The following is a 26,313-nucleotide window of genomic DNA, read 5'->3' on the forward strand; positions in this document are numbered from 1 at the left end:
TTCCTTCCTAAGATTTCTCTTATTGCCCCTGCTATCTTTCAGACTAGGCTCTCACTGACCAGCCCCTCGCTGCCAAGCATCACGCTTGCTCGGTTACGTTTTGTATAGCCATTGAGCACGGCCGTTGAAAACAGCGGGTAAAGACAAGCACACACTCTTCCCTCTATACTAAGCATTAAACTAAAGTCTAAAAAAGCGACCCATTAGAGACTCTATGCCTATTTCATTGCCCCTGCGGCGTCTATGGACCCTAGACAAGTTCGCCTACAGCCTGCGCGTGTTTATCGCGTTCAGCGGGGCGCTGCTGTTTAGCGGTTTGGCAGGAGACATCGCGCTGGGGATTCCGCTGTTCTTAGGCATTATTGCGAGCGCTCTTTCTGAAACTGATGACAGCTGGCAGGGACGCCTGCAGGCGCTAGTAGTCACGCTTGCCTGCTTTGCATCGGCGTCGTTTGTCGTGCAGTGGCTTTTCCCCTGGCCGTGGCTGTTTGCAGTTGGGCTGGCAGTTTCTACCTTCACCTTAATTATGCTGGGCGCTATTGGTCAGCGGTACGCGACCATTGCGTCGGGCACGTTAATCCTATCGATCTATTCAATGATCAACATTGAGCAGCACGGTGGCGTGGATGAAGACGTAGCTTCTCGGCAGTTGCTGTTGCTTGCAGGCGCAGCGTGGTACGGGGTTATCTCGATCCTTTGGTGCGCCCTTTTTTCGCGGCAGCCAGTTAAACAAAGCATGGCGCGGGTATATAAAGCGCTAGGTGAGTTTTTAATATTGAAGTCTGCGCTGTTTGAGCCTGTCCGTGGGGTAGATCTAGAGGCGCGTCGCGTGGCGCTAGCCAGGCAAAACGGCAAGGTAGTCGATGCCCTCAACCAAGCAAAAGAAATGATTTTCCGCCGATTAGAAGGGCAACGTGCCAGCCGTAAGCTAAATCGCTATTTACAGATTTACTTTATCGCCCAGGATATTCATGAGCGGGCAAGCTCTACCCACTACCCCTATAGCGCGCTCACTGAAGCGTTTTTTCACCATGACGTCCTCTTTCGTTGCCAGCGACTCTTAGACCAGCAAGGCCGCGCCTGCCGCCAGCTGGCCAAATCGCTATTGCTTAATCGCCCCTTCGGGCATGAACAGAGCGAGCAGGCACTGGCCGACCTACGCGCCTCTATCGACAACCTAAGCGAACGCGGTAAGCCAGAATGGCGTCCGCTCATGCACCCGCTCAATGCACTTGCCGATAACCTGTCTATCTTGGAAGCTCAGATTGCCAGTGCCCACAATCCAGATACCGACGATGACCGTCGTGATAGTTCACTTTACGACCGCTCCCCCTCTAGCGTGCTAGAAGCGTGGAAACGCGTTCAGCTAAATTTGACGCTGGGTTCACCCACATTTCGTCATGCGGTGCGCTTATCTACCGCGCTTTTAGTGGGCTATGGGCTGCTTCAGTGGCTCGACCCTGAACAGGGCTTTTGGATTTTGCTGACCACACTGTTTGTCTGCCGCCCCAATTTTGCCACTACGCGGCGTTTTCTCTCACAGCGCATTTTAGGCACTGTACTCGGCCTAATTGCCGGCTGGGCATCCATCAGTTTGTTTCCCCAGGCCAGCATTCAAAGCATGATTGCGGTGGCCGCGGGCGTTTGCTTTTTTGCCAACCGCGAGCGTCATTATGTTATCGCCACCGCCTCAATCACACTGCTGGTACTGTGCAGCTTTAACCAGGTCGGCGACGGCTTTAATCTGATCTTACCCAGGCTATTGGATACCTTGGTGGGTTCACTGATTGCAGGGCTAGCAGTATTTTTTATTCTGCCTGACTGGCAGGGGCGCCGACTATATCGGGAAGCCGCGAAAGTTCTCAACAACCACCGCCGTTATTTAGATGAAATCGTTCACCAGTACGAAGAAGGAAAGCAGGACGATTTAGCTTACCGTTTAGCCCGCCGCAATGCCCACAATGCAGATGCAGCGTTCTCAACACTGCTCACCAATATGCTCCACGAGCCGGGGCACTATCGCAAACAGGACGCAGACAGCGGCCTACGCTTTCTAGTGCTTTCTAATACGCTGCTAAGCCATTTATCTGCCCTAGGCGCTCATCGCCATCAGTTGGCTGAAGATGAGGATGACGCTGCCTTGGTACCCCTGGCCAAGCGCATCAGCGAGCTGCTGGAGCAGTTGGCAGAGCAGCTCAACAAGCGCCAGCCCGTCACGCCCTTGGCTGATCAGGTTGACGATTTATTAGCGCAGCTGGAGCAGAATGCCTCAGATTCTCTCGAAAAGAAGGGCTCAGATGAAGACGAAAAAGCCATTACCCTTTACCGTCCCATTCAAAGCCAGCTACGCCTGATTGCCACACAACTAGGGCCCCTTGGTGAAGCCGCCAACCGTTTAACTGACGTTCCGGTAGAGAGCCACCAAGAAGAGAGCACCACTGCTTAAATGCTCCATCACGCCCTAACCCTGCCCGTAGCGCCCGGCGGCTTCGCCTAGCCAGCGCCGCACTAATACGGCGGTGACCTCAGTGTTGCCTTGAAGCGCCTGGGCCAGGGCGGTGACGCGCTCTATCTGGTCGGCGTCACGCTCAAGATCAGCAATTTTCATCTGGGCCAGACCGGTTTGGCGAGTGCCGAGCACTTCGCCGGGGCCACGAATTTCCAAGTCCTTTTCAGCAATACGGAATCCGTCGGTGGTTTCGCGCATTACGCCCAGGCGCTCACGAGAGCTTTTCGATAACGGCGGATGGGAAAGCAACACACAGAAGCTTTCCGTGCTGCCGCGCCCTCCCCTGCCGCGCAGCTGATGCAGCTGAGAAAGCCCCAGACGCTCGGGGTTTTCGATAATCATCAGACTGGCATTCGGTACATCCACGCCAACCTCAATCACCGTGGTGGCCACGAGAAGGTCGAGCTCGCCGGTCTTGAAGGCCTCCATGACCTCGACTTTTTCGCTGGCCTTCATACGCCCGTGAATCAGACCAATGGCAAGCTCAGGCAGCGCCTGGGTCAGCTCATCTCGGGTGACTTCGGCGGCCTGACACTGCAGTACCTCTGACTCTTCAATCAACGTACACACCCAATAGGCTTGGCGCCCATCACTGCAGGCGTTGCGAATGCGTTCGACCACTTCAGGCCGCCGCTCATCAGACACCACCACGGTTTTAACCGGTGTACGCCCTGGCGGCAGCTCATCAATCACCGATACATCCAAATCAGCGTAAGCACTCATAGCCAGCGTGCGGGGAATCGGCGTCGCGGTCATGATCAGTTGATGCGGTGTTAGCCCACCCGCCTCGCCTTTCTCGCGCAGCGCCAAGCGTTGATGAACGCCAAAGCGGTGCTGCTCATCAATAATCGCCAGTCCTAGACACTGGAAGTGTACGTCGCTCTGAAATAGCGCGTGGGTACCCACCACCATACGGGCACGGCCATCGGCAATCGCGGCTTTGGCATCTAACCGCGCTTTACCTTTTAGCTTGCCTGCCAACAAAGCCACTTCGATGCCAAGCGGTTCAAACCAGGCTTTAAACGCCCGATAGTGTTGCTCAGCAAGGATTTCCGTTGGGGCCATCATCGCCGCTTGGCAGTTGCCCGCCAGCGCCGAGAGTGCCGCCATCGCGGCAACAACGGTTTTCCCCGAGCCGACGTCGCCCTGCACTAACCGTAGCATCGGGGCGGGCCGCGCAAGGTCTAGGGTAATCTCTTCCAGCACGCGACGTTGGGCTCCCGTAAGAGCAAACGGCAGTTGGGCTAAAAAGCGGGTTTGCAGGCTGCGACCCGACGGCAGCGACGGCGCACCATCGGCCTGAATACGTAACCGTACTTCACGCAGACTGAGTTGGTGAGCCAGTAGCTCTTCCAGTGCCAGCCTACGTGTAGCGGGGTGATGGCCATGGGCAAGCTGCTCTATATCCACATCCGGTGGCGGCTGATGCAGCAATTGTAGGCTAGCGTGTAACGCAGGTAGATTGAAGCGCTGGCGTAGGGCATCGGGAATCACCTCCGGCAGCGTCTCAGGGGAGCCCTGCAATAGCGCTAGCGCTTGTTGGGTAAGTGCGCGCAGTCGTGTTTGGTGCAGGCCTTCCGTAGTGGGGTAAATCGGCGTGTAATACTCCTCTACCGGCGTTTCGCTTCCGCCGCTTAGCCGATACTCCGGATGATAAATTTCCAGGCCTGTTGCCCCTGCGCGCGCCTCACCAAATGCGCGCACTGTCACGCCAGGGCGCATCTGTTGCTGCTGGGCGGGTGAAAAATGAAAAAAACGCAGACTTAAAATACCGCTGCCATCTCGCACTCTGACTAACAAACTACGCCTGCGCCCCTTCACAACGTCGCAAGCGGTGACTTCCCCTTCTATCACCGCCTCACTTCCTGCGCGCAGCAAACCAATAGGCGTTAGCCGTGTACGATCCTGGTAGCGCAACGGCAGATGAAATAGCAGATCGCTCACGCAGTCTATTCCCAATCGCGCCAACTTTAGCGCGAGCGCCTCACCAACCCCTTTCAGCGACGAAACCGGTGCAGAAAGGTCACTCATGAGGACGGGCTTGCATGGTGTACAGGTTGCTGGCATTGGCTAATCGCCTTGGCTAGGGCATCAATTGCTTTTGGCCGAGGAAAGCTTGCCCGCCACGCAATGGCAACGGTGCGCGAAGGCGCGGGCTCAACAAAGGGTCGGCTCACCAGCATGGCATTTTCATACTGATCAGTGCCCAGCGCCGACTGTGGCAGTACCGTAATTCCTAATTTAGATGCCACCATATGGCGAATGGTTTCCAATGATCCCCCCTCTGCAATCAGCGTATTATTGGGGCTATTAAGCTTTTGGGTAATCGCCGGACAGGCTTCTAAAATCTGGTCGCGGAAGCAGTGTCCTTCGCCAAGCAACAGCAGTCGCTCTTCCAACAAATCTTCTTTGTGGATCGCGTTGCGGCTTACCCAGCGATGGCTAGCGGGCATCAATACTTCAAAATGTTCATCGTAAATCGGCTTAGTGACCACGTCGGTTTCTGTGAAAGGAAGGGCCACGATAATCACGTCCAGCTCGCCACTGCGCAGTTTCGCCCGCAAAGAACCAGTCATGCCTTCTTCAATATATAGCGGCATTTGCGGTGCGGCACTCGCCAGTGCTGGCACTAAATGGGGAAATAAGTAGGGACCTATCGTATAGATAGCGCCTATGCGCAGCGGGTTAGCCAACTGGTCTTTTCCAGCATTCGCCATTTCGTAGATAAGTCGGCTCTGTTCCAACACGCGCTGAGCCTGAGCAACGATCTTCTCCCCCCACGGGGTGACTTGCACAGTTGATTTGGAACGTTCAAACAACGGCGTATCAAGCTCGTCCTCAAGCTTTTTCACCGCCACCGAGAGCGTTGGCTGTGAAACATGGCAGCGTTCAGCGGCGCGCCCGAAGTGGCGCTCTTGGGCAAGGGTTACGATGTAGCGTAGTTCTGTTAAAGTCATAGTGGTGCCAGTGGCATCCTCTCGTTGCAGCTCGTTACAGTTCATCGTGATAGCGAGATGGAAAAGGACAAACAAACCCTATTGAAGATGGCACATCTCATAGGGACTTTGTATCTGATAGGGAATATTAATCAAGAGGAGTGACCAAGGTGAAGCTAACGGTACTGATTATTGGCTGCGGAGATATCGGCATAACACTCGGACGCGAGCTCCTCAGTGAAGGACATCACGTTATCGGCGTACGCCGTCAGGTCGAGGTATTAAAAGACACCGGCATTGAGCCATTAGCGCTTGATCTTAACGATCTTGAAGGTGCCGGTGCTAACGCACTGCCTCGCGCTGACTACGTTATTTATACCGTCAGCGCTGATCGTTTCGAGGAAAGTGCTTACCAAAGCGCCTATCCGGATGGCCTCAATCGTGTGCTTGGCGTGCTGGAACAACATAAGCCCCCGCCGAAACGCATCTTTTTTGTGTCGTCGACCAGCGTCTATGGCCAGCAGGAAGGCGAGGTCGTTAGCGAAGACAGCCCAACCGGATCAACAAGCTTTTCTGGCAAGCTGATGTGTGATGCCGAACAAGCGCTGATTAACCATACGATTCCCGGCACGGTGGTGCGCTTTTCCGGGATTTATGGCCCTGGCCGTGATCGTTTGATTCATCAGGTCGCGGAAGGCCGCATCGCTGCAGTCACGCCGGTCAGCTATTCCAACCGTATTCACCGTGATGACTGCACCGGTATTTTGGCGCACTTAATTCGCTGTCAGGAAAAAGGCGCTCCACTAGCTGACCTTTACCTAGGCAGCGACTGCGAGCCCGTCACCCTGCATAACGTGATGGCGTGGTTAGCCAAACAGCTCAAGGTTGAATCTACCGAGACCATGCAGTCGCCGCTGCGCCGTCGAACCAGTAAACGCTGCGATAATAGCCGTATCCGTGAAACGGGCTATGAATTTCGCTATCCGACCTACAAAGAAGGCTACGCGCAGGTGCTAAAAGAAGGCGGCTTCTTAGCACCACAGAAAGCCTAATCTGTTCGGCATTAATTTTGCTTCGCACTGATTTTTTGTGCTTATTTATCAGTACTTATCTATTAGTACTTGTTTGCTAGTACTTGTTTGCTAGTACTACCCTCAAAAAAAGAGCGAGCACTTGATAATAGAGTGCTCGCTCGTTTTGCTGGAAACAGTGGACCCAGTGGCTTAGTCGCCAATGACCATCACGGCTTTTGCTTCCACTTGGCTGCCTTTAGGCAGCGCTTTGACACCGACCGCTGCACGGGCAGGGAAAGGCGACGAGAAGAACTCTTCCATCACCTTGTTCACGATTGCAAAGTTATCCAGATCAACAAGGTATAAGTTGAGCTTAACGATATCACCAAGCGTGCCGGCCGCTTCTTCACAGACCGCCTGCAGGTTGGTAAATACCTGACGTGCTTGCGCCTCAAAGTCGTCAGAGACAATTTCCATCGTCGCCGGGTTCAGTGGGATCTGACCCGAAAGATACACCGTGTTGCCAGCCTTAATTGCTTGAGAATAAGGGCCGATTGCAGCGGGGGCTTTATCAGTGTTAATAACCGCTTTGTTGCTCATGAGATAGCATGCTCCTGTCGTGATAGATGTCGTTATAAATATGATATCGTTATAGATATAGTGGTAGATATTAATTCTTATGGCCCGCCATAGCGGTCGCTGCCAGCCCACAGCTAGCAGCACACTAACGGGTAATTAATTGGTCATTCTGGTTATTTTGCCGACATTAGAAAGGTTGCGAATACGCTTAATAATGCGCGCAAGATGCACCCGGCCTTTTACGGATAAGGTTAAATTAACGATTGAAAGCCGTGCATCACGCTCTTCAATGCCGATACGCTCGATATTGGCGTCAGCATCGGTTACTACGCCAGCCAGCTCAGCCACCAGCCCACGACGGCTCTCAATTTCAATGCGCAGAGCAACCGGGAAGTCTTCATCTATGCTGTCCGACCACTCAAGTGCAAACAGCTTCTCTGGGTCGTTTTTACGATCACCTAGGTTTTTGCATTCACTGCGATGTACCACCAACCCTTTGCCAACTGACAAGTGGCCAACAACGGGGTCGCCCGGCAACGGATGGCAGCAGCGAGCAAAATTAATCACCATACCTTCGCTACCGCTGATAACGACAGCTTTTTCACTATCCGCACTGAGAACGTAGTCAGCATTCCCGCCATTGGAGACATCAACCAAGCGACGCGCCACTACATGGGCCATACGATTGCCCAAGCCAAGCGACTCTAACAAAGCATCTAGAGAAACGACGTCCAGCTCTTTAAATGCTTTCGCAAAAACACCTTCATCCAGTTCTTCAAGGCTGGTTTCAAACGGCGCCAGTGCTTTATTCAACAGCCGTCGCCCTAAGATAATCGCTTCTGCCTGCTGCTGGTGCTTCAATGCATGGCGTATCGCGGAACGCGCTTTTGCCGTCGTGACGAAGTTGAGCCATGCCAAGTTAGGCCGTGCCCCTGGGGCAGTAATGATTTCCAGCGTTTGGCCACTTTCAAGACGCGTTGAGAGCGGTGCTAAATGGCGATCAATACGGCAAGCAATGCAGTTATTGCCAATATCGGTGTGTACGCTATAAGCAAAGTCGATCACCGTCGCGCCCTGGGGCAGCTCCATTATGTCGCCTTTGGGGGTAAATACGTAGATATCGTCTGGGAACAAGTCGTTTTTGACGTGCTCAATAAACTCCAGCGAGTCACCCGCATGGCGCTGCATTTCTAGCAGCCCTTTTACCCAAGCACGGGCACGGGCATGGCTGCCTTCAGCAATAGGATGGGTTGTTTGCCCGGCTTTATAGAGCCAGTGGGCCGCGATGCCGTTATTAGCCATCGCCTCCATCTCACGGGTGCGGATCTGCACTTCAATTGGCATCCCGCCCTGACCAAACAGCGTGGTGTGAAGACTTTGTTAGCCGTTGGCTTTTGGGATAGCGATATAATCTTTAAATCGCCCTGGTACGGGCTTATAGAGATTATGCACCACGCCTAAGATGCGATAGCAGCTAGCGACATCTTCAGTAATGATGCGAAATCCGAAGACATCCATAATTTCTGCGAACGGCTTACGCTGGTCGCGCATTTTCTTATAAATCGACAGTAGATGTTTCTGCCTGCCGATCACGGTGCCTTTAAGTCCTTCATCGTCCAGACTCTGCTGTAGCGATGACTGAATTTCCCGCATTGCGCTACGGCGGTTCCCCCGCGCGCTGGCCACCGCGCGCTTGATGCGTTCTGCACGCATGGGGTGAATCGCCTGGAAAGAGAGGTCTTCAAGCTCAACGCGAATCGTATTGATACCTAAACGCCCCGCGATACGGGCATAGATTTCCAGCGTTTCTCGGGCAATACGGCGCTTCTTATCCGGCCGCAGTGCTCCCAGCGTGCGCATGTTATGCAGACGGTCAGCCAATTTTACGATAATGACGCGGATATCCCGCGACATCGCTAACACCATCTTCTGGAAATTTTCCGCTTGGGCGACGGCTTTGTCTTCAAAGGTGATCTGGGTCAGCTTGGAAACACCATCCACCAATTCGGCGACAGGCTTACCAAATTGAACGGACAGCGCCTTTTTCGAGACACCGGTATCTTCGATGACATCATGCAGCATGGCAGCCATCAAACTTTGATGGTCCATGTGCATATTAGCCAATATATTAGCAACCGCTAAAGGGTGGGTCACATAGGGTTCACCAGACCGACGGCGTTGGCCGTCGTGGGCTTGCTCGGCATAATAGAAGGCGCGTTTGACCTGCTGTATTTCGTCTGGAGGTAAATAGCCGCCAAGTCGATCGGCCAGGTCATCAATGGTGAACATTTACCGCGCCCCTAGTCGCTTCTTAGCCCAGTCTTTCAAACACTAGTCGTCGATATGTGTGGTAGGTGCCATCGCTGGACGTGCACGAACCGGGGCTTCAACCGGCTCATCTAGCACGGTGTGGTTTACAAGGCCGGCGGCAATTTCACGCAGCGCCATAACGGTAGGGTTATCGTTCTCCCAGGGCAGTTGCGCTTCACGAGAGCCACGGGCAAGCTGGCGCGCGCGCTGGGTAGAAATCATTACCAGCTTGAAGCGGTTCTCAACATTTTCCAGACAATCTTCAACGGTTACGCGAGCCATGGGGGCCTTCCTGTAATGACAACGCTGGGCCAGCGTTGTGGTTAAACGCCGCTGGCCCAGCAAAAAAAGTGGTAATGGAACCTGCTAGATTACTCGACGCTAGGCGCCTGTGACAAGAGCGCATCGAGCAGTGGCGCATGACGCACCTGCATCGCCTCACGTGTTAAGCGGCGACTGATCACTAGCGACTGTAACTCTTGCAGCGCTGTGGTGAAATCATCGTTGATCACTAAGTAGTCGTATTCATCAAAATGGGACATTTCGCTAACGGCATCACGCATGCGCCGAGCAATCACTGCGTGTTCATCGGTACCGCGGCTAGAAAGACGACGCTCCAGCTCGCTACGCGAGGGCGGCAAGATAAAAATCGATACTGCCGAAGGCATTTGTTCACGTACCTGCTGGGCGCCTTGCCAGTCGATCTCTAAAATAACATCTTGCCCCGCGTCCAGCACGGTTTGCGCCGCACAGCGAGACGTACCGTAGTAATTATCAAAGACCTTGGCATACTCAAAGAATTCACCGCGCCCAATCATCGCTTCAAAGTCGGCTACGTGAGTAAAGTGGTAGTTCACGCCATCCACTTCTCCCTCGCGCTTAGCTCGCGTGGTATGAGATACCGATACCTGAATACCATCCAAGCTCTCGATCAGCTCGCGGACCAAGCTGGTTTTACCAGCACCCGACGGGGCAGAAATAATAAAAAGCGTACCCTGGGACATGAAGCGCTTCCCTAATTAGCAAAAGATAGATAGCGAAATGATAGTCAGCGAAAGATCGTTGGCGAAGATAAACAAGACAACGGCTATGCGTTGTACTGTGTATAAAGTAGCGCGCAGTATCGCACACCTGTGCCATGGACTGTAGCGTTTCAGCGCAGTCACAGGGAGGTCATTATGCGCAGTACGATCTTTATTTTATGTTTAATTACCCTGGGAGTAGCGTTCCAAAAAGGGCTGATTGAGATCCCCCGCCACTGGGCACCTTGGGCGCCGCTCTATATCGATGACCCAATAACGCCCATCACTCAGCTAAAGCTCAAACGTCTAAACGATGATCGGGGAGCCTGTTTAGCCGCACTGGACACCGTGCCAGAAAGCGATCTTCGATACACACCATTAGCCGATTATTCCCCAACCGAAAGCTGTCCACTGACTAATATCGTGCGTATGCAGTCCAGTAGCGTTCGTTTTAATCAAAGCTTTGTCGCTACCTGCCCGATGGCGCTGGCCTGGGTAATGTACGAACGCCATGCCCTGCAACCCGCCGCCCAGGAAATCATGGGCAGCCGAGTGGCCCAGATCAACCACGTTGGCAGCTTTGCCTGCCGTAACGTCTATGGCCGAGAAACAGGCAGGCGCAGCGAACATGCTACCGCTGAAGCATTGGATGTGGTGGGGTTTCAGTTTGAAAATGGTCAGCGCATTACGCTAATCAATCACTGGGATGACGAAGGCGAAACAGGGGAATTTTTAAGAGCAGCGAGAGATGGCGCCTGCGACACTTTTGGTAACGTGTTGGGGCCAGACTATAACGCCGCACATGCTGATCACTTTCACCTAGGCATGCGCGGCTTTCGGTTATGTCGTTAGTAAACACTCATTGATAACGTTCAGCCGTAGCGAAAGTGCGTTTCTCAAGCCAGCGCCCCCAAGCAAAAATCACTAGCCCGCAAAGCGCTAAACCGGTACCGACTAACCCCGTGCTTGACCAACTGAAGCCTGCGCTAATCACCAATCCCGCTAACCACGCACCTAATGCATTCGCCCCATTAAAAGCGGCATGGTTAAGCGAAGCCGCCATCGTTTGAGCATCTTCTGCTACATCCATTAAACGGGTTTGCAACGCAGGTGCTAACGCCATGCTAGTGCCTACTAATCCTACAAATAACAGCCCCGTCCAAACGTTGTTAGCGGCAAAATAGAACAACCCCTGAATCACCGCGCACCACACCAAGGTAGCGGGAATCGCGCGCATCAGGTTCTTGTCCGCTGCACGGCCGCCAATTAAATTCCCAGCAATAGAACCAAGGCCAAAAATCACCAGCACAAGTGGCCCCAGCGCTTCACTCATACCCGCCTGCTGAGTAAGCGTGGGCATCACATAACTAAAAATAGCAAACATACCGCCACAGCCAATACAGGCAATGGCCACCGTCACCAGCACACGCTGCTTTATCAATGCCGACAGTTCACGCAGCGGGCTTGCTAAAGCATCGAACGGCTGCACAGGTACCCACAGACGAATCAATAGCGCGGTCAACAGCGCAATAATGCCCACCGCTGCAAAGGCGATTTGCCAGCCAAACAGATTGCCTGTCCACGTGCCTAACGGCGCGCCAATCAGAATCGCCAACGTTAAGCCCATCATTACCCGTGAAATAGCCCGTGCTCGCTGATCAACGGGCACTGCGCCCGCGGCCACCAGGGCGGCTACACCAAAGTAAGCACCATGCGGTAATCCGGCGATAAAGCGCAGCCCTACAAATGACCAAAACCCCGGCGCCATGGCACTGGCGATATTGCCGACGGCAAACACCAGCATCAGTACAATGAGCAACGCCCGCTTTGGCGCCCGCGCGGCAAAGGCAGAAATCAGTGGCGCACCGACCACCACGCCAAGGGCATAGCTGCTGATGGCGTAGCCCACCTGGGGCACCGTCACGGCAAGATCCTCCGCGACACGGTTCATTAACCCCATAATGACGAATTCGCTGGTGCCAATACCAAACCCACCTAACGCCAACACGACTTCTGCCAACCGCGGGTTACGTGCCAATCCCGATGACGACGCCTGCATACTTTTCTCCCCAAGCGCATTCAACGCCTGATCAACAAAACGGTCTTTTATAGCGGCAAATGATCGCAGGATTAGACAAAAGTAGAAATATGCGACGCCAAAAAAGTTAGCGGGCGAATAAGATAATTCCAAAGGGGTTACAACGCTAATGGCCTATTTTGTTAGTGTGTTTTTAAATTTATAAGCAGGTGGAATATTCATGACACTTGAGACTATCGAACGCGCCATGGCCGCACTCGCTAAGGTCGACCCAGATATCGCCCGTGCCTATCCACTCGTTGGCGCACCCGAGCCGCGCCAACGCGACCAAGGCTTCGCAACGTTTTTTAGCACGATTGTTAGCCAGCAGATTTCGACGGAAGCAGCTCGCGCCATTATGAGCCGTGTGAAGGCACTGCTGCCCGAATTGAGCGCAAAGGCGGTGATGGACGTTGAAGACCAAGCGCTGAGAGATGCAGGGCTTTCCTGGCGCAAAGTGGCGTATGCCAAAGGGCTGGCGGAGGCAGAGCTTGCAGGCACGTTCAGCGCCGATGGGCTGGCATTGCTGAGCGATGACGAGGCGATTGCCGCCATCACTCAACTGCGTGGCTTTGGACGCTGGAGCGCCGAAATTTACCTGATGTTTTCGCTCCAGCGCATGGATATATTTCCCGCCGACGACCTTGCTTTACGTGTAGCGCTTGGCCGTCTAAAAAAACGGGAAGGCAAACCCACGCCTAAACAGGCTCGCCAGTTAGTCGAACACTGGGGGCCCTGGCGTAGCGTGGGGTCGCTATTTTTATGGCACTACTATCGTGGAGAACCGCTTTAAGGAACGATCTTACCCGTCAGATCATCATCGTGATCAGAAGGCGATGGCGGGGCTATGAGTGCCTCAGGCTGAGCAATAAAGCGATACGCTAATGCCCCTAACGCCGCACCGATCATTGGCGCTACCCAGAACAACCACAGCTGAGCCGTCGCCCAATCACCCACATACAGCGCAACGCCCGTACTGCGCGCTGGATTCACCGAGGTATTGGTCACCGGAATGCTGATCAGGTGAATAAGCGTTAAGCCCAAGCCAATCGCCAAAGGCGCAAAGCCTGCCGGTGCACGACCATCGGTTGCCCCCATAATGATGAAGATAAACATCATGGTCATCACGACTTCAATGAGTAGTGCTGCCATCATGCTGTAACCGCCGGGTGAATGCTCTCCATACCCATTGGATGCAAATCCAGCCGACACATCAAAACCCGCCTGACCACTCGCAATAAGATACAGCACACCGCCGGCAACAATAGCACCCAGCACTTGCGCGCCAATATAGTAAGGCAACTCTTTTGCAGGGAAGCGCCCGCCCACCCAAAGCCCTATCGATACCGCAGGGTTTAAATGGCAGCCCGAAATATGCCCAATCGCATACGCCATCGTGACAACCGTTAAACCAAAGGCCAGCGATACCCCTAATAGGCCAATACCTACGTCTGGGAAAGCCGCCGCTAGCACCGCGCTGCCACAACCACCCAACACTAACCAAAACGTACCGATTAACTCCGCTGCGTACTTTTTCATATCCCTACTCCTCTAATGTCCAAGCACCATTGGGAACACCGCGCCAGCTAATTAAGCACCGACAAGGCACTTATTCATGTGTACGCAGTAATGCGCGCACTCAGTGCACGACTCTTGTTTAATTAATCAAAAGTAAGAAACTAGTTCTTAAAAACTAACCACATTGTTAAATTCTGTCATAGCGACTCAGTGTAAAAACTCATTCAACTAATCGCCTACAACAAAGACAAGCTTTTATATACCAGCCTTTAAAACCGGGCAACTAAATATCACCCAAGGCTTTAAATTAAACAATAAGAAACAATTATCGCATTAATAATTAACGCTAAAAATCATGAATTAATTAAACTGCTAAAAAGTGTTTCTTTAACACTTTGATTTTTAATTGACTAATAAAAACCATTAAGGAAGCACTAATGCTACTTAAAACGCCCGCTAGCGATTAGCGGTCATCGCCTACTCATCGTTCAACCGGCCCACCATCTGAAACGAATCGCCCGTTGGGCGCACGACGATCATTTCGCCTGAGCTCACTCCACCGCCTGTGAGCGCCGTAATATTGACCTGATGGGTCACCAGCAGCAAATTACCTGGGCCATGCCAAGCAGCTATGTGCTCACGCGCCGTTTGCGTGCGTGCACCTCGCTCACTGCGCTGACGAAAAAACGAATCTAACCATGGGGTTGGCTCCACGCGGCTCAACGCCATTAGCTCAGCAGTTTCCAGCGCCCGGCACCAGCGAGACGAATACACCGAGGCAATAGGCACATCCCGCTCACGAAATGAACGACCAATCGCCTCAGCCTGAGCGCGCCCCTGGGCTGAAAGGTTACGCTGTGTATCGCACTGAGAAAGCTCAAACCCAGCCGGATCACCAATGCCTGGAGCCAGTGCGTGACGCATCAGAATCACCAAGCCGCCTTCCTGCAGCGCCTGCCAAGTTGATTCGTTTGCGTAAGCGTTGATGGGCAGTATGCCGAGAATAACGACCAGAAGCGTGAAAGTGACAGTGCGCAAGGTGAGCATGAGGGTGTCCAATCAGGTTGGAAGCAATTAGTGAGCCTACCGCACACCACACATCGTGAGTAGATGCTAATTCAACGCCCTCGATGCTATTAGCGTCAGTCTTACCTAAGCCTTTCAATTTAGAACGGGCAGTGATGCTGAAGCCCGTTATCTCAAAACTCGGTCCCACCGTTACGCCCGCCCCTTCGAACTTATCCATGCTCATCAGCGCATCAATCGACTGCTCCAGAGTGATCCGCTTGCCGATAAGCTTTTCAGGTGCCAGCTTGCCAGACTGTATCATCGCCAGCATGGCGTCATAACGGTGGGCCTGCATGCCATGACTGCCCAGAATTTCAAGTTCGTGGGCAATAACTTTACTCATGGGAATGGCAGGCGTGCTGTTCTCAGCCAACATCAGCCCAACCTGAACTGCGGATAGAACAAGCACGCGGTCAAGTGCGCCAAGCCGTGAATACGGCCATGGTACAAAGCTACTGGGAAATAGGTCGTTTAATTGTCGAGCACGAACAGCAGGACAATAATCGTGCTGAGTATGGTAAGCACCCGCTACAGCAGCTCTCACAACAGCTTACCGAGCAGCTGGGCAAAGGCTTTGATGTCCGCAACCTACGCAATATGCGCCAGTTTTATCAAAGCTTTCCAAAACGGAACGCAGTGCGTACCGAATTGAGCTGGACTCACTATCGAACCCTGCTGCGAGTGGAAAACGCCCAAGCTCGCGATTAGTATTTGCACGAAGCGATCACCCAAAGCTGGAACGCTAGGGCACTGGAGCTCGAAATTAGCACTCCCTACTACGAGCGCCCGCTTAGCTCCGCCACCAGCATCTGTCGGTAGGTGAGGACAGTCGCCTCTACCTCGATTGCGCTCCAGGGTGTCGCTTGGCTCATAATTTTCACTCAATATTCTGAATCTGTTCCCGCATCTGCTCAATTAGCACCTTTAACTCCACTGCGCAGCGGGTTGTCTCAGCCACAACCGATTTTGACGATAGCGTGTTAGCTTCGCGGTTGAGTTCCTGCATTAGGAAATCCAGGCGGCGGCCTTTGGGGCCTTTTTGGGCCAGCTGGCGGCTGACTTCTTGCACATGCGCTGTTAGGCGGTCCAGTTCTTCGTCTACGTCGGCTTTCTGTGCCACCAGTACCAGCTCGGCTTCCAAACGTTGAGGGTCGAGTTCGGTTTTGGCGACTTCCAGGCGCTCTAGCAGTTGGGCGCGCTGGCGCTCTAAAATTTGCGGCAGCAAGCTGCGCACGGTGGCGACTTGTTCACTCACAGCCGATAGGCGAGTGGTGATCATCTCAGCGAGTTTTTCGCCTTCTCGGGCGCGGGCGTCGATCAACTCGTCTAGCGCTTGGTCAAACAGGTTTTTGGCGGCGGCTTTAATGACGTCTTGATCGAGGTGCTGGGTTTCCATAACGCCGGGTTGGTTAAGCAACGCCAGCGTGGTGGGCGGCACGGCACTGGGCACCTGTTGCTGAATGGCGGCCAGGGCATCGGCTATTTCTTTTAAGCGCTGGGCGTTAACTGCAGGGGCTTGGTTGGCTTCAGCGGCTTCAAAACGCAGACTGCACTCTACTTTCCCCCGCGCTAGGCGTGTGCGTAAGGCGTCGCGCAGCACCGGTTCTAGCTCGCGTAGAGCGTCGGGCAGGCGAAAGTGCGGTTCCAGATAACGCTGATTCACCGAGCGGATTTCTACCTGCAGGGTGCCAAACGGGGCGGCCTGCTCGGTGCGGGCAAAGGCGGTCATGCTGTGTACGTGGCGTAGGTTGGCCATTAAAGTTTCCTGTTCATCGCGCATTTAGGTCAGTCTAACCGATCTTGTGCTGGTAGATACGTCTGCCTTGAATAGGCCCATCAGCGGTGGCGTTGACGTGTACAATAGAGGGCTTTCCCACTGTTAAATTGATGTGAGGTGCTATGCGTCCTGATGTTGTTCGCCCTAGCGGTCGTGAAGCCGACCAGCTCCGTGAAATTCGCATACCCCGCGATTACACCCGCCATGCAGAAGGTTCGGTACTGGTGGAGTTTGGCGATACCAAGGTGCTGTGTAATGCGAGCGTAGAAGCGGGCGTACCACGCTGGCTGCGTGGCAAAAATCAGGGTTGGATTACCGCTGAGTACGGCATGTTGCCCCGTGCCACTCACACCCGCAGTGGCCGTGAAGCGACGCGTGGCAAACAAGGTGGCCGGACGCTGGAAATTCAGCGTTTGATAGGCCGTAGCCTGCGCGCAGCGATTAACTTGAAGAAGTTGGGCGAATTCACCATTACCGTGGATTGCGATGTGATCCAGGCCGACGGCGGCACCCGTACCGCGTCGATTACTGGCGGCTGTGTGGCGCTGGTAGATGCCATTCGTTATCTGCAGCGTGAGAAGAAGATCAAAGGTGATCCCTTTAAACAGCTGGTTAGCGCAATTTCGGTGGGTATTTATAAAGGCGTGCCGGTACTGGACTTGGATTATCCGGAAGATAGCAAAGCTGACACCGATCTGAACGTAGTGATGACTGAAAGTGGCGAGCTGATTGAAGTGCAGGGCACCGCGGAAGCAGGCGCGTTTAACCGTACCGAGCTGAATGCGATGCTTGATCTCGCTGAGAAAGCGGGCTCCGAGCTGCGCGAAAAACAGCGCGAAGCACTGGGTATTCGCGGCTAAGCCATTATTTAGCAAGTACTCAACGCACTTACGCAAACAGGCCAGCTTTTAAGCTGGCCTGTTGCTGAGACGGGTAATGCGACGCGGGAAAGTGAGCGCTTACAGCGCTAAGTCATACTCAACGATCAGCGGTGCGAACTCAGAGAAGGTCGCATCGTAATCAATCCACGCGTCGACCACATGGCGACGGAAGTTGGGCCCGACCAGCTGGTAGTCGATCCGCCAGCCTTCTTGGCGCTCACGGGGCACGTCTTGGTCGAGCTTTGGCCACCAGGTATATTCGCCAGCATCGCGATTAATTTCGCGGAAAGTGTCGATAAAGCCGGTTGGGCCAAGCACCTGATCCATCCAGGCACGCTCTTCCGGGCGAAAACCAGAGGTAAGCTGATTATCCGACCAGTTGGCCAAATCGATGGTTTTATGGGCAACGTGCCAGGTACCACAGATGATGTATTCGCGACGTTTGCGCGACATCTTCGTTAGGTACTCTTGGTACTGCTCCATAAACGCCTGTTTGGCTTTTTGATCACTTCCATCAGGCATCAAGAAGGTGGCGATGCTGAAGCGGTCATAATCCGCCTGCAGAAAGCGCCCTTCGTGATCACACTGAGGGAACCCAAGGCCGTACATAATCGCCTTGGGAATTTTGCGGCAATAGAGTGCCACACCGGAGAAACCATCTTCTTCTGCATCCAGGAAATAGCCTTCGTAGCCTTCCGGATAGAGAATATGGTCGTCCAGTTCAAAACTTTTTGCCTTGATGTTCTGCACGCAGATCACGTCGGCATCCTGCTGAGCCAGCCAGTCCAGGAAGCCACGATCGACGGCATCACGTATACCATTGACATTGATGCTGGCAATTTTCATAAATCGTCCCTTTTGCGTCGCTGCTGTATGATACCCGACGTTTAGACGTTTGGGTAAATAGACAAACCAAATCTTGCTATTTAACCCCGTTTTATTGTTGCGTTTACTTACATTCCTATCGACAAGAGAAGCCCGCCGTGGCCACCACTCTACAACCCTATCAGCGCGATTTCATTGCCTTCGCTATTGAGCAGGGCGTGCTCAAGTTTGGCGAGTTCACGCTTAAGTCGGGGCGAGTAAGCCCTTACTTTTTCAATGCAGGCCTGTTTCAAACCGGTCGTGCCTTGGCCAAGCTGGGCCGGTTTTATGCCCAAGCGATTGTCGATAGTGGCCTGCAGGCAGATGTGTTGTTTGGCCCAGCCTATAAAGGCATTCCCTTGGCGGCGGTCACCGCTGCGGCCTTAGCTGACCACCATGACCGCGATATGCCCTACGCGTTTAACCGTAAAGAGGCCAAAACCCATGGCGAAGGTGGCAATATTGTTGGCGCACCACTGACCGGCGATATTTTGATCATTGATGACGTGATTACTGCCGGGACTGCTATCCGTGAAGTGATGAGCCTAATTGAGCAAAGCGGTGCCCGCGCGGGTGGCGTGATTATTGCGCTAGATCGCCAAGAGCGCGGCCAGGGCGAACAAAGTGCTATCCAGGAAGTTCAGGCTCAGTACGGCATGCCGGTTGTCAGTATTGTCACCTTAGAGCAAGTGCTTACTTACCTTGAAGAGCATGCTGGCGGCGAAATGCTTGCTTACGCTGAGGCCGTACGCGCTTATCGCGACCGCTACGGCATCACCGGCTAGTCGCTCCATCTATCACTCACTGCCTAATGCGCCAGCATAATCTTGCTGGCGCCACGCCTCATAGCTGACGATGGCAACGGCGTTGGAAAGGTTCAAGCTGCGGTTATTGGGCTGCATGGGGATGCGCAGCTTCTGTTCTGCGGGTAGCGCAGCATGGACCTGGGGCGACAGCCCTGCGGTTTCCGAACCGAACAGCAGTACATCGCCCGGCACGAAAGCCGCGTCGCTGTGAGCGCGGGTGCCTTTGGTGGTAATCGCCCATATCGTGCGCTCCTGCATCGCCGCTTGAAACGCCGTAAAATCAGCATGGCGGGTAACATTGGCTAGGTCGCGGTAATCTAACCCGGCGCGGCGCAGCTTTTTCTCTTCGAGATCAAAGCCCAGCGGTTCAATTAAATGTAATCGGCAGCCATTGTTAGCCACCAGGCGCATAATGTTACCCGTGTTGGGTGCCATACGCGGTTCAAATAGCGCTACTTCAAACATTACCACCTGCCTATTATTAACTCATTGTGCGTTCGCCCAGCGCCGCTGATTGTAATGGAATTTGCCAAGAAACACTTGTAGAGGTCACCCTTCACCATGACGCCCCAACCGCCAAAGAGCATTCTTAGCCGCATTAAAGGGCTAAACCCGCGCCAGCAAGAAGCGGTGCGCTATATTGACGGCCCCTGCTTGGTCCTGGCGGGTGCGGGTTCAGGTAAAACCAGTGTTATTACCACTAAAATCGCCTATCTGGTGCAAGAGTGCGGCATGAGCGCGCGCAAAATAGCGGCGGTTACCTTTACCAATAAAGCCGCCAGAGAGATGAAAGAGCGCGTTGGGCAAATGCTGAAGGGTAAAGAGGGCCACGGGCTAACGGTGTCGACGTTTCACAATTTAGGCCTAAATATTATTCGCGGCGAGCTAAAAACCCTGGGCTACAAGCCGGGCTTTTCATTGTTTGACCCAGAAGATGCCAAAGCACTGCTGCGCGATTTGATGAACAAAGACGCTCAGGTAGACGCCGAGCAGATCAACGCAGTGCAGAGCAAAATATCCACGTGGAAGAACGACTTAGTGCTACCCAGTGACGCGCTTTCTTTTGCCGCGGATGATGACGAGCACTTTGCCGCACGGGTTTATGAAGCTTACGTGCGCCACTTAAAAGCCTATAACGCGGTGGATTTTGACGACCTGATTCTACTGCCGGTGGTTCTGCTACAACGTGACCCAGAGGCACTGGCCCGCTGGCGGAACAAAATCCACTACATGCTAGTGGATGAGTATCAGGACACTAATGTTTCCCAGTACCTGTTGGTGAAACTGCTGATGGCGGAGCGGGCTACCTTTACCGTGGTTGGCGACGACGATCAGTCGATCTACGCGTGGCGCGGGGCAAGGCCTGAAAACTTGGTGACCCTTGGCGAAGACTTCCCACGCCTGAACGTTATCAAGCTGGAGCAGAACTACCGCTCGACCGGCACCATTTTGCGCGCGGCCAACACGTTAATTGCCAACAACCCCCACGTTTACGATAAAACGCTATGGTCAGATATGGGCGACGGCGCGCCTATCCGAGTCATCGTCAACCGCCATGAAGAGGCGGAGTCAGAGCGGGTAGCCAGCGAAATGCTAACCCGGCGCATCAAAGAGAAAGCAGAATGGCGAGATTTTGCGGTGCTCTATCGGGGTAATTTTCAGGCACGTTTATTAGAGCTCAAGCTGCAGCACTACCAAATTCCCTACAAGCTTTCCGGCGGTACGTCGTTTTTCTCTCGCAACGAGATCAAGGACACCATGGCCTATCTGCGGTTGTTAATTAATCCCGCCGATGACAATGCCTTTTTACGCATTGTGAACGTCCCCCGCCGTGAAATAGGCCCCGGCACGCTGGAAAAGCTGGCCAACTATGCAACTGAACGCTCTATTTCGCTGTTTGCTGCCTGCCACGAGCTGGGGTTAGAGCAAACGCTGCCGACTCGGGCCGTGGAGCGGCTTTCACGCTTTACGCACTTTATTGATGGCGTGCGCAAACGCATGGATCAAGACGATGCCATCGCAGCCATTCGCGACATGCTGCGCGATATGGATTACGAGGCGTGGTTATACCAAAACGCCAGCGCCCCAACCGTCGCTGAGCGGCGCATGGCCAACGTATGGATTTTGATTGATCAGCTAGAAAAGTCGCTCAACCGTGACCCGGAAGATGCTGATGATTCCACTGCGACGGAAACCGATGGCGTAGAGGCTGGTATTTCCCGCCTTGTGCTGCGGGATATTCTTGAGCAGCAGGCTGAAGAAGACGACTCCGACCGTGTGCAGCTACTTACCATGCACGCCTCGAAAGGGCTGGAGTTTCCCCATGTGTATTTGATGGGTTTAGAAGAAGATTTGTTGCCCCACCGCAACGCCATTGAGATGGGCACTGTGGAAGAGGAGCGCCGCTTGGCTTACGTTGGCATTACACGGGCAAGGCGCACGCTAACGCTGACGCTAGCCCGCCAGCGTAAAGCGTATGGTGAACTGATGGACTGCCAGCCCAGCCGTTTTTTAGACGAACTGCCCGCTGATGATTTGGAGTGGGAGGGCCGTGCCGATAAAGAAGACCCCGAGAAAAAGCAGGCACGCGGGCAAGACGCGATTGCCGGGCTGCGTTCTTTGTTGGGTTAACGACAAGTAAGAATAAAATAAAACACAAAAAAATATCCACAGGGAGTTTCAAAACCCACCTGTGGATAGATTACACATCGATTATCGCAAAACTGCTTATTGCACTTCTGACACCATGTAGTCTACACCGGCCATAATCTCTTCGTCAGAAGCACTGCTACCACCACGCGGTGGCATCACGCCTTTACCGTTAAACACGCTTTGGTAAAGTGCATCGACACCCTGCTCAAGGCGTGGCGCCCAAGCGTCAGCATCGCCAATCAAAGGGGCACCGGCAACGCCTGCTGCGTGGCAAGCCACACAACCAGCACTGGCATAAAGCGCTTCGCCATCTAACCCGTTGCCACCGCTGGAAGCTTCTTCTTCACTGGCGACCGCTTCTTCTTCGCTGGCCGCAGCATCTGCGGTGGCTTCGTCAGCACTGGCATCATCTGCCGCGGCCATATCGTCGCTAGCGCTCTCTTCAGTTGCCTCCGCAGCCGCTTCTTCGCCACCGCCCAGTTCTGGCACTTCCATCACTGGTTCTACTAAATACGCTGTCGCCGCTTCCATCTCTTCATCTGACAGGTTGGGGTTGCCGCCACGAGCAGGCATCGCACCAATACCGTTAATCGAGTGGTCTAGCAATGTCGCGAAGCCTTGCTCGGTACGCTCAGACCAAGCGGCTTCGTCGCCACGAACCGGAGCGCCAGCAGCGCCGGTTTCGTGGCACGCCATACAGATATTGTTATAGATACCCGCGCCATCAATCTCACCGCCGCCGCCGCTACTAGCGGCGGCCGGTGCTGCTGCGGTACCACAGTCTTGGCCTTGCAAACAGAGTTGACCTACCGGCGCTAGGCGCTCAGCGATTGCGTCACGTGCTGCGTCTTGGGCATAAGCACCGGATGTGCCTGCCATGACGCCTAGGGCCGCCAGCCCGCTCATGATCAGCTTAGATTTCACTCTCACCACCTCTTGAGTTTTGTCATAAAACGTTTTGTGCTTAACCCCTGCGCGCGGCAGCGACATCATCAACCTTCGGCAACCGAGACGCCAAGACGTGCATATCGCATTAGTATACCGAGAACGCCAAGCGTAAGAAAATGCTACTAAGCGCGGCAATTCAACCTATGCCGTACTCTGTGCTTTATTCAGCGGTTTAAAAACGGTGCCAACGATCGCCTGATTAACACCAAGCCAGTAAACGCTGCTGAGCATAACGCGTAAACCCTGCCTGAGCATATACACGCTTTGCGGGGATATTTTGCGTATCGACGGTGAGCGTGATGTCACGGGCTCCCGCCTTGCTAACCAACGACTGCGCTTGTTGAATAATATCCTTGCCCCTTCCCTCGCCGCGCCACTCAGGCAACAGCCCCATCAACTGCAATGACCAGCGCTGAGTAACATGGTTAGGAGCAAGCAATAGTACACCGACTACTTCCCCCTGATGCTGTAGCTGATACCAATGGTCTGGCGCATTCGGTGCTTGGTCATAAAAACCGGCCAGCAACGCGTCAATGGTGAGCACTTCGCGAAGCCCAGGGCAATCTAACGAGCCTTCGCTTACCTTCGCCACCAGCGTCCGCTGCTGGGTGGGAGCCAGCTCAGCGAAGGAACGTAGCGTTAGCGGGTTAGCGTGCGATTGTCCGACTTGGCACTGCCACACAAGGTGCTCCAGGGAGGCAAGTGCTCGCATGCCGTGGGCCACTAACGTCGTTTCCCAGTTGCCTGCATCGTCGTGTAGCGCCACATGGCATAGCGCAATCGGCTGCTTACTTACCCAGCCCTGTAAGGCTTTCAACAGCGCATCGGCTGCTGAATTATGTTGCCTGGGTAGCCAAAGCTGTGCCATTTGATTAGCCAATGGCTGTACCCAGGCGGCAGCTTCGATATGGCCCGCTTGGGTTGCTATCCAAAGGCCCTGCCAAACAGTGTCAGGGCCAGCTTTTACCGTTGACAAAGCATGCTGCAATGCAGGTTGTTGCGCAGGGTCATGCACGGCAGCCAAATGGAGTAATGCTTCACGCCGTTGTTCAGGTGGGCACTGCATTACTGTGTAGGCTAAGGAGCGGTGGCCGAAAGAAGAATGACGTGTCATGTTACGTTCCTGAGTAGCCCGCCGTGAATGAAAGGAGTCATCCGTCGATATGCGCATTTTACTGGTTGAAGACGACCCAAGCTTGGCATCGGGGATTCGTATGGCGCTGAAACCAGAGCACTATACGGTAGATCATTTAGCCGATGGTGATAACGCTCTTCATGCGCTTAAAAATGAACCTTTTGATGCGGTCATCCTGGATCTTGGCTTGCCAACGATCGATGGAATGGAAGTACTTCGCGCTATTCGTCGGCATGGCAGCCAACTGCCTATTTTGGTTCTGACCGCCCGCGATGCGGTGGATAACCGTATTGAAGGATTGGATGCGGGTGCCGACGACTACCTAACCAAACCCTTCGAAGTAGCAGAATTAAAAGCGCGTCTGCGTGCTTTATTGCGCCGCAGCCAAGGGCAAACCAGCGGCTTGCTCACCTGCCGGGGGATTAGCCTGGACCCTCAGACATTACAGGTGAGTTATCAACATCAAGTGATCACGCTTTCGCGCCGTGAGCTAACGTTACTGCAGGAATTTATGAGCCACCCAGGCCGTGTGTTCACCCGCGATACCTTAACGCGATTAGTGTACGGCTGGGAGGAAGATGTCGAAAGTAACGCTATCGAAGTGCACATCCATCATTTGCGGCGAAAGCTATTTCCTGAGGTTATCCGAACCGTGAGAGGGATTGGCTATGTAATGGATAAATCGTAATGATTAAGTTGCACAAGGCAAACCTATGAGTTCTATTCGCCAGCGCACCCTGGGGCTTGCGTTGCTTGTGTTTGGTGCGAGCATGCTAGTGATTGGCTTTATTAGCTATCGCTATGCCGCCCATGAAATTGAAGAGCTTCATGACGCTAGCCTGGCACAAAATGCCCGTTTGCTAGAAGGTCTACTACAGGCACCACTGCCTGATAGCGACCGTGCACTTTTATTAAATAGCGTGGAAGGTGCTCTGCTACGTGCCGAGCAATCCGATAACCGCTTGGCAGGCCATCGCTATGAAAGCAAGCTGGCATTTCAGCTTTGGGAAGGCGATCGCCTTCTGCTGCGCTCCGCCAGCGCCCCCGAAACGCCGCTGAACCAGCAACCACCGGGTTATTCAACGCTTACGGTGAATCAACATGACTGGCGCGTTTACGTCCTGGAAATAACAAGCACAGACAAACGCGTAGTGGTGGGCGAACGAGAGGACGTTCGTGGTGAACTGATCAGCGCAGTGGCACTGCGCACCTTATTACCTGATCTTATTGGCCTACCGTTACTGACACTATTACTGTGGTGGTCGATTGGCTGGGGGGTCGCCCCCTTATCGCGGATGGCAGAGCAAATCCGTGCCCGCGACCCCCATCACCTAAAGCCTCTGACACTTCATCCGCTTCCCCAGGAACTGGAGACCATTTCTGGCGCCATAAACCGGTTGCTGGAACGGCTCCGCCAACTGCGTATTCGCGAAAAGCGTTTCATTGCCGATGCGGCCCACGAGCTACGCACCCCTTTGGCGGTACTTGATTTGCATGCGCAAAATGCACTTACTGCTGATAACACCGATGACCGAGAGGAAGCACTGCACCACTTACGCAGCGGAGTGGCCCGATCAACGCGTCTAGTCTCTCAGCTATTAACGCTGGCACGCCTAGACCCCGAAGAAGAACCGTTACCAGAGTATCGGCGCTCCAATCTATTGCATGAAACCCGCGAAACCTTGGCAAAACTTGCGCCACTTGCCGCAGAACAACGCCAGCAGTTGTTATTAGAGGCAGACGACTCGGCTAATTGGCAAATAGAAGAGGAACCCGGTGCGATTGAGGCACTAGTGCAAAATCTAGTGGGTAACGCCATTCAACACTCACCTGCGCAAGGCACCATCACGGTCACGCTTGAGACCTCGGCGAAAGGCGTCATCGTCACTGTTGATGATCAAGGGCCAGGTATTCCCGCGGCGCAACGCAGTCGGGTGATGGAACGCTTCCAGCGTGCAGGGCCGGGTGCTGGCGCGGGGTTGGGGCTATCCATCGTCGAACGCTTGGTTAAACGCCATCAAGGCGCCTTACAACTTGATGATGCCCCCAGCGGTGGGCTTCGCGTGCGAGCAACGTTTACCAGGAACGCCCTATCACAACCCCAGCCACAAAATAATCGGTCATAAGGAGTCTGTTAAGATTCCCATAAGAATTCCGTGCAAGTGTGAAGGTACAAGACAGGCAAAGCCGTTAACGACCTGTCTATTCACATAACGGA

General features: G+C 53.8%; 23 protein-coding genes and 2 pseudogenes. 10 read left to right on the top strand and 15 right to left on the bottom strand.

Features of this window, described 5'->3' with window-relative positions; translation table 11 throughout:
* Positions 1-214 precede the first annotated feature (214 nt).
* A complete protein-coding gene (yccS, locus tag REH51_RS08710) occupies positions 215-2,446 on the top strand; it encodes a YccS family putative transporter (protein WP_498937620.1) in 2,232 nt (743 codons plus the stop codon).
* Positions 2,447-2,461: 15 nt separating this feature from the next.
* Here the strand turns inward: yccS and recG are convergent, their stop codons facing one another.
* Both recG and REH51_RS08720 read right to left on the bottom strand, forming a co-directional pair.
* Positions 2,462-4,540: an ATP-dependent DNA helicase RecG gene (gene recG, locus REH51_RS08715; RefSeq protein WP_498937622.1), complete on the bottom strand. Its 2,079-nt coding sequence runs from the start codon at positions 4,538-4,540 to the stop codon at positions 2,462-2,464.
* Positions 4,537-5,466 (bottom strand): hydrogen peroxide-inducible genes activator, encoded by a 930-nt coding sequence (locus tag REH51_RS08720; protein WP_498937624.1) that lies wholly within the window; start codon positions 5,464-5,466, stop codon positions 4,537-4,539. Before REH51_RS08720 ends, recG begins: the two co-directional genes overlap by 4 nt.
* Before the next feature lie 149 nt (positions 5,467-5,615).
* Here REH51_RS08720 and REH51_RS08725 point away from each other — a divergent pair, with 149 nt between their 5' ends.
* On the top strand, positions 5,616-6,497 hold the full coding sequence (locus REH51_RS08725; RefSeq protein WP_498937626.1) for an SDR family oxidoreductase: 882 nt from the start codon (positions 5,616-5,618) through the stop codon (positions 6,495-6,497).
* A 171-nt stretch (positions 6,498-6,668) separates the two neighbouring features.
* Here REH51_RS08725 and REH51_RS08730 read toward each other — a convergent pair whose 3' ends face one another.
* The 4 genes and pseudogenes from REH51_RS08730 to gmk form a co-directional block, all read right to left on the bottom strand.
* On the bottom strand, positions 6,669-7,058 hold the full coding sequence (locus REH51_RS08730; protein WP_498937628.1) for a RidA family protein: 390 nt from the start codon (positions 7,056-7,058) through the stop codon (positions 6,669-6,671).
* 135 nt (positions 7,059-7,193) lie between these two features.
* Positions 7,194-9,326 (bottom strand): annotated as a pseudogene (locus REH51_RS08735) (RelA/SpoT family protein).
* A 42-nt stretch (positions 9,327-9,368) separates the two neighbouring features.
* The gene (gene rpoZ / locus REH51_RS08740; protein WP_498937630.1) at positions 9,369-9,629 is read right to left on the bottom strand and encodes a DNA-directed RNA polymerase subunit omega; all 261 of its coding nucleotides are present in this window, start codon (positions 9,627-9,629) and stop codon (positions 9,369-9,371) included.
* 89 nt (positions 9,630-9,718) lie between these two features.
* The gene (gmk, locus tag REH51_RS08745) at positions 9,719-10,351 is read right to left on the bottom strand and encodes a guanylate kinase (RefSeq protein WP_009723288.1); all 633 of its coding nucleotides are present in this window, start codon (positions 10,349-10,351) and stop codon (positions 9,719-9,721) included.
* A 174-nt stretch (positions 10,352-10,525) separates the two neighbouring features.
* Between gmk and REH51_RS08750 the strand changes: the two genes are divergently transcribed.
* Complete coding sequence (locus tag REH51_RS08750) at positions 10,526-11,221, top strand: extensin-like domain-containing protein (RefSeq protein WP_009723289.1); 696 nt, start codon at positions 10,526-10,528, stop codon at positions 11,219-11,221.
* Positions 11,222-11,228: 7 nt separating this feature from the next.
* Here the strand turns inward: REH51_RS08750 and REH51_RS08755 are convergent, their stop codons facing one another.
* On the bottom strand, positions 11,229-12,428 hold the full coding sequence (locus REH51_RS08755; RefSeq protein ID WP_009723290.1) for an MFS transporter: 1,200 nt from the start codon (positions 12,426-12,428) through the stop codon (positions 11,229-11,231).
* Positions 12,429-12,627: 199 nt separating this feature from the next.
* Between REH51_RS08755 and REH51_RS08760 the strand changes: the two genes are divergently transcribed.
* The gene (locus tag REH51_RS08760) at positions 12,628-13,239 is read left to right on the top strand and encodes a DNA-3-methyladenine glycosylase family protein (RefSeq protein WP_009723291.1); all 612 of its coding nucleotides are present in this window, start codon (positions 12,628-12,630) and stop codon (positions 13,237-13,239) included.
* Here REH51_RS08760 and aqpZ read toward each other — a convergent pair.
* From aqpZ to REH51_RS08775, 3 genes and pseudogenes are all read right to left on the bottom strand, one after another.
* A complete protein-coding gene (gene aqpZ, locus REH51_RS08765; protein ID WP_009723292.1) occupies positions 13,236-13,985 on the bottom strand; it encodes an aquaporin Z in 750 nt (249 codons plus the stop codon). The genes REH51_RS08760 and aqpZ overlap by 4 nt on opposite strands.
* 456 nt (positions 13,986-14,441) lie before the next feature.
* Positions 14,442-14,888 carry a histidine phosphatase family protein gene (locus REH51_RS08770; protein WP_009723293.1) on the bottom strand — a complete coding sequence of 149 codons (447 nt, stop codon included), beginning with the start codon at positions 14,886-14,888 and terminating at the stop codon, positions 14,442-14,444.
* Positions 14,889-15,165: 277 nt separating this feature from the next.
* Positions 15,166-15,423: pseudogene (locus REH51_RS08775) on the bottom strand (alcohol dehydrogenase); the annotation flags it as partial.
* 5 nt (positions 15,424-15,428) lie between these two features.
* Here REH51_RS08775 and REH51_RS08780 point away from each other — a divergent pair.
* A complete protein-coding gene (locus tag REH51_RS08780) occupies positions 15,429-15,740 on the top strand; it encodes a DUF1016 N-terminal domain-containing protein (protein WP_498937739.1) in 312 nt (103 codons plus the stop codon).
* Between the two features lie 169 nt (positions 15,741-15,909).
* On the opposite strand, the gene REH51_RS08785 is transcribed toward REH51_RS08780, so the two are convergent.
* Complete coding sequence (locus REH51_RS08785; protein WP_009723296.1) at positions 15,910-16,788, bottom strand: YicC/YloC family endoribonuclease; 879 nt, start codon at positions 16,786-16,788, stop codon at positions 15,910-15,912.
* Between the two features lie 143 nt (positions 16,789-16,931).
* Between REH51_RS08785 and rph the strand changes: the two genes are divergently transcribed.
* Positions 16,932-17,669, top strand: a complete 738-nt coding sequence (gene rph, locus REH51_RS08790; protein ID WP_498937632.1) for a ribonuclease PH — start codon at positions 16,932-16,934, stop codon at positions 17,667-17,669.
* 99 nt (positions 17,670-17,768) lie between these two features.
* On the opposite strand, the gene REH51_RS08795 is transcribed toward rph, so the two are convergent.
* Positions 17,769-18,536, bottom strand: a complete 768-nt coding sequence (locus REH51_RS08795; RefSeq protein WP_009723298.1) for an exodeoxyribonuclease III — start codon at positions 18,534-18,536, stop codon at positions 17,769-17,771.
* 137 nt (positions 18,537-18,673) lie between these two features.
* Here REH51_RS08795 and pyrE point away from each other — a divergent pair, with 137 nt between their 5' ends.
* The gene (gene pyrE / locus REH51_RS08800; RefSeq protein WP_009723299.1) at positions 18,674-19,339 is read left to right on the top strand and encodes an orotate phosphoribosyltransferase; all 666 of its coding nucleotides are present in this window, start codon (positions 18,674-18,676) and stop codon (positions 19,337-19,339) included.
* 12 nt (positions 19,340-19,351) lie between these two features.
* Here the strand turns inward: pyrE and REH51_RS08805 are convergent, their stop codons facing one another.
* Complete coding sequence (locus tag REH51_RS08805; protein WP_009723300.1) at positions 19,352-19,825, bottom strand: tRNA (cytidine(34)-2'-O)-methyltransferase; 474 nt, start codon at positions 19,823-19,825, stop codon at positions 19,352-19,354.
* Positions 19,826-19,921: 96 nt separating this feature from the next.
* Between REH51_RS08805 and rep the strand changes: the two genes are divergently transcribed.
* The gene (gene rep / locus REH51_RS08810) at positions 19,922-21,991 is read left to right on the top strand and encodes a DNA helicase Rep (protein WP_498937634.1); all 2,070 of its coding nucleotides are present in this window, start codon (positions 19,922-19,924) and stop codon (positions 21,989-21,991) included.
* 96 nt (positions 21,992-22,087) lie between these two features.
* Here the strand turns inward: rep and REH51_RS08815 are convergent, their stop codons facing one another.
* Positions 22,088-22,936: a c-type cytochrome gene (locus tag REH51_RS08815; protein WP_498937636.1), complete on the bottom strand. Its 849-nt coding sequence runs from the start codon at positions 22,934-22,936 to the stop codon at positions 22,088-22,090.
* Between the two features lie 223 nt (positions 22,937-23,159).
* Positions 23,160-24,074 (bottom strand): GNAT family N-acetyltransferase, encoded by a 915-nt coding sequence (locus REH51_RS08820; RefSeq protein WP_009723303.1) that lies wholly within the window; start codon positions 24,072-24,074, stop codon positions 23,160-23,162.
* Between the two features lie 49 nt (positions 24,075-24,123).
* Between REH51_RS08820 and REH51_RS08825 the strand changes: the two genes are divergently transcribed.
* Both REH51_RS08825 and REH51_RS08830 read left to right on the top strand, forming a co-directional pair.
* A complete protein-coding gene (locus REH51_RS08825; protein ID WP_009723304.1) occupies positions 24,124-24,783 on the top strand; it encodes a response regulator transcription factor in 660 nt (219 codons plus the stop codon).
* A gap of 25 nt (positions 24,784-24,808) precedes the next feature.
* The gene (locus REH51_RS08830; protein ID WP_498937638.1) at positions 24,809-26,221 is read left to right on the top strand and encodes an ATP-binding protein; all 1,413 of its coding nucleotides are present in this window, start codon (positions 24,809-24,811) and stop codon (positions 26,219-26,221) included.
* Positions 26,222-26,313 lie beyond the last annotated feature (92 nt).

This window comes from Halomonas bluephagenesis, assembly GCF_054790765.1.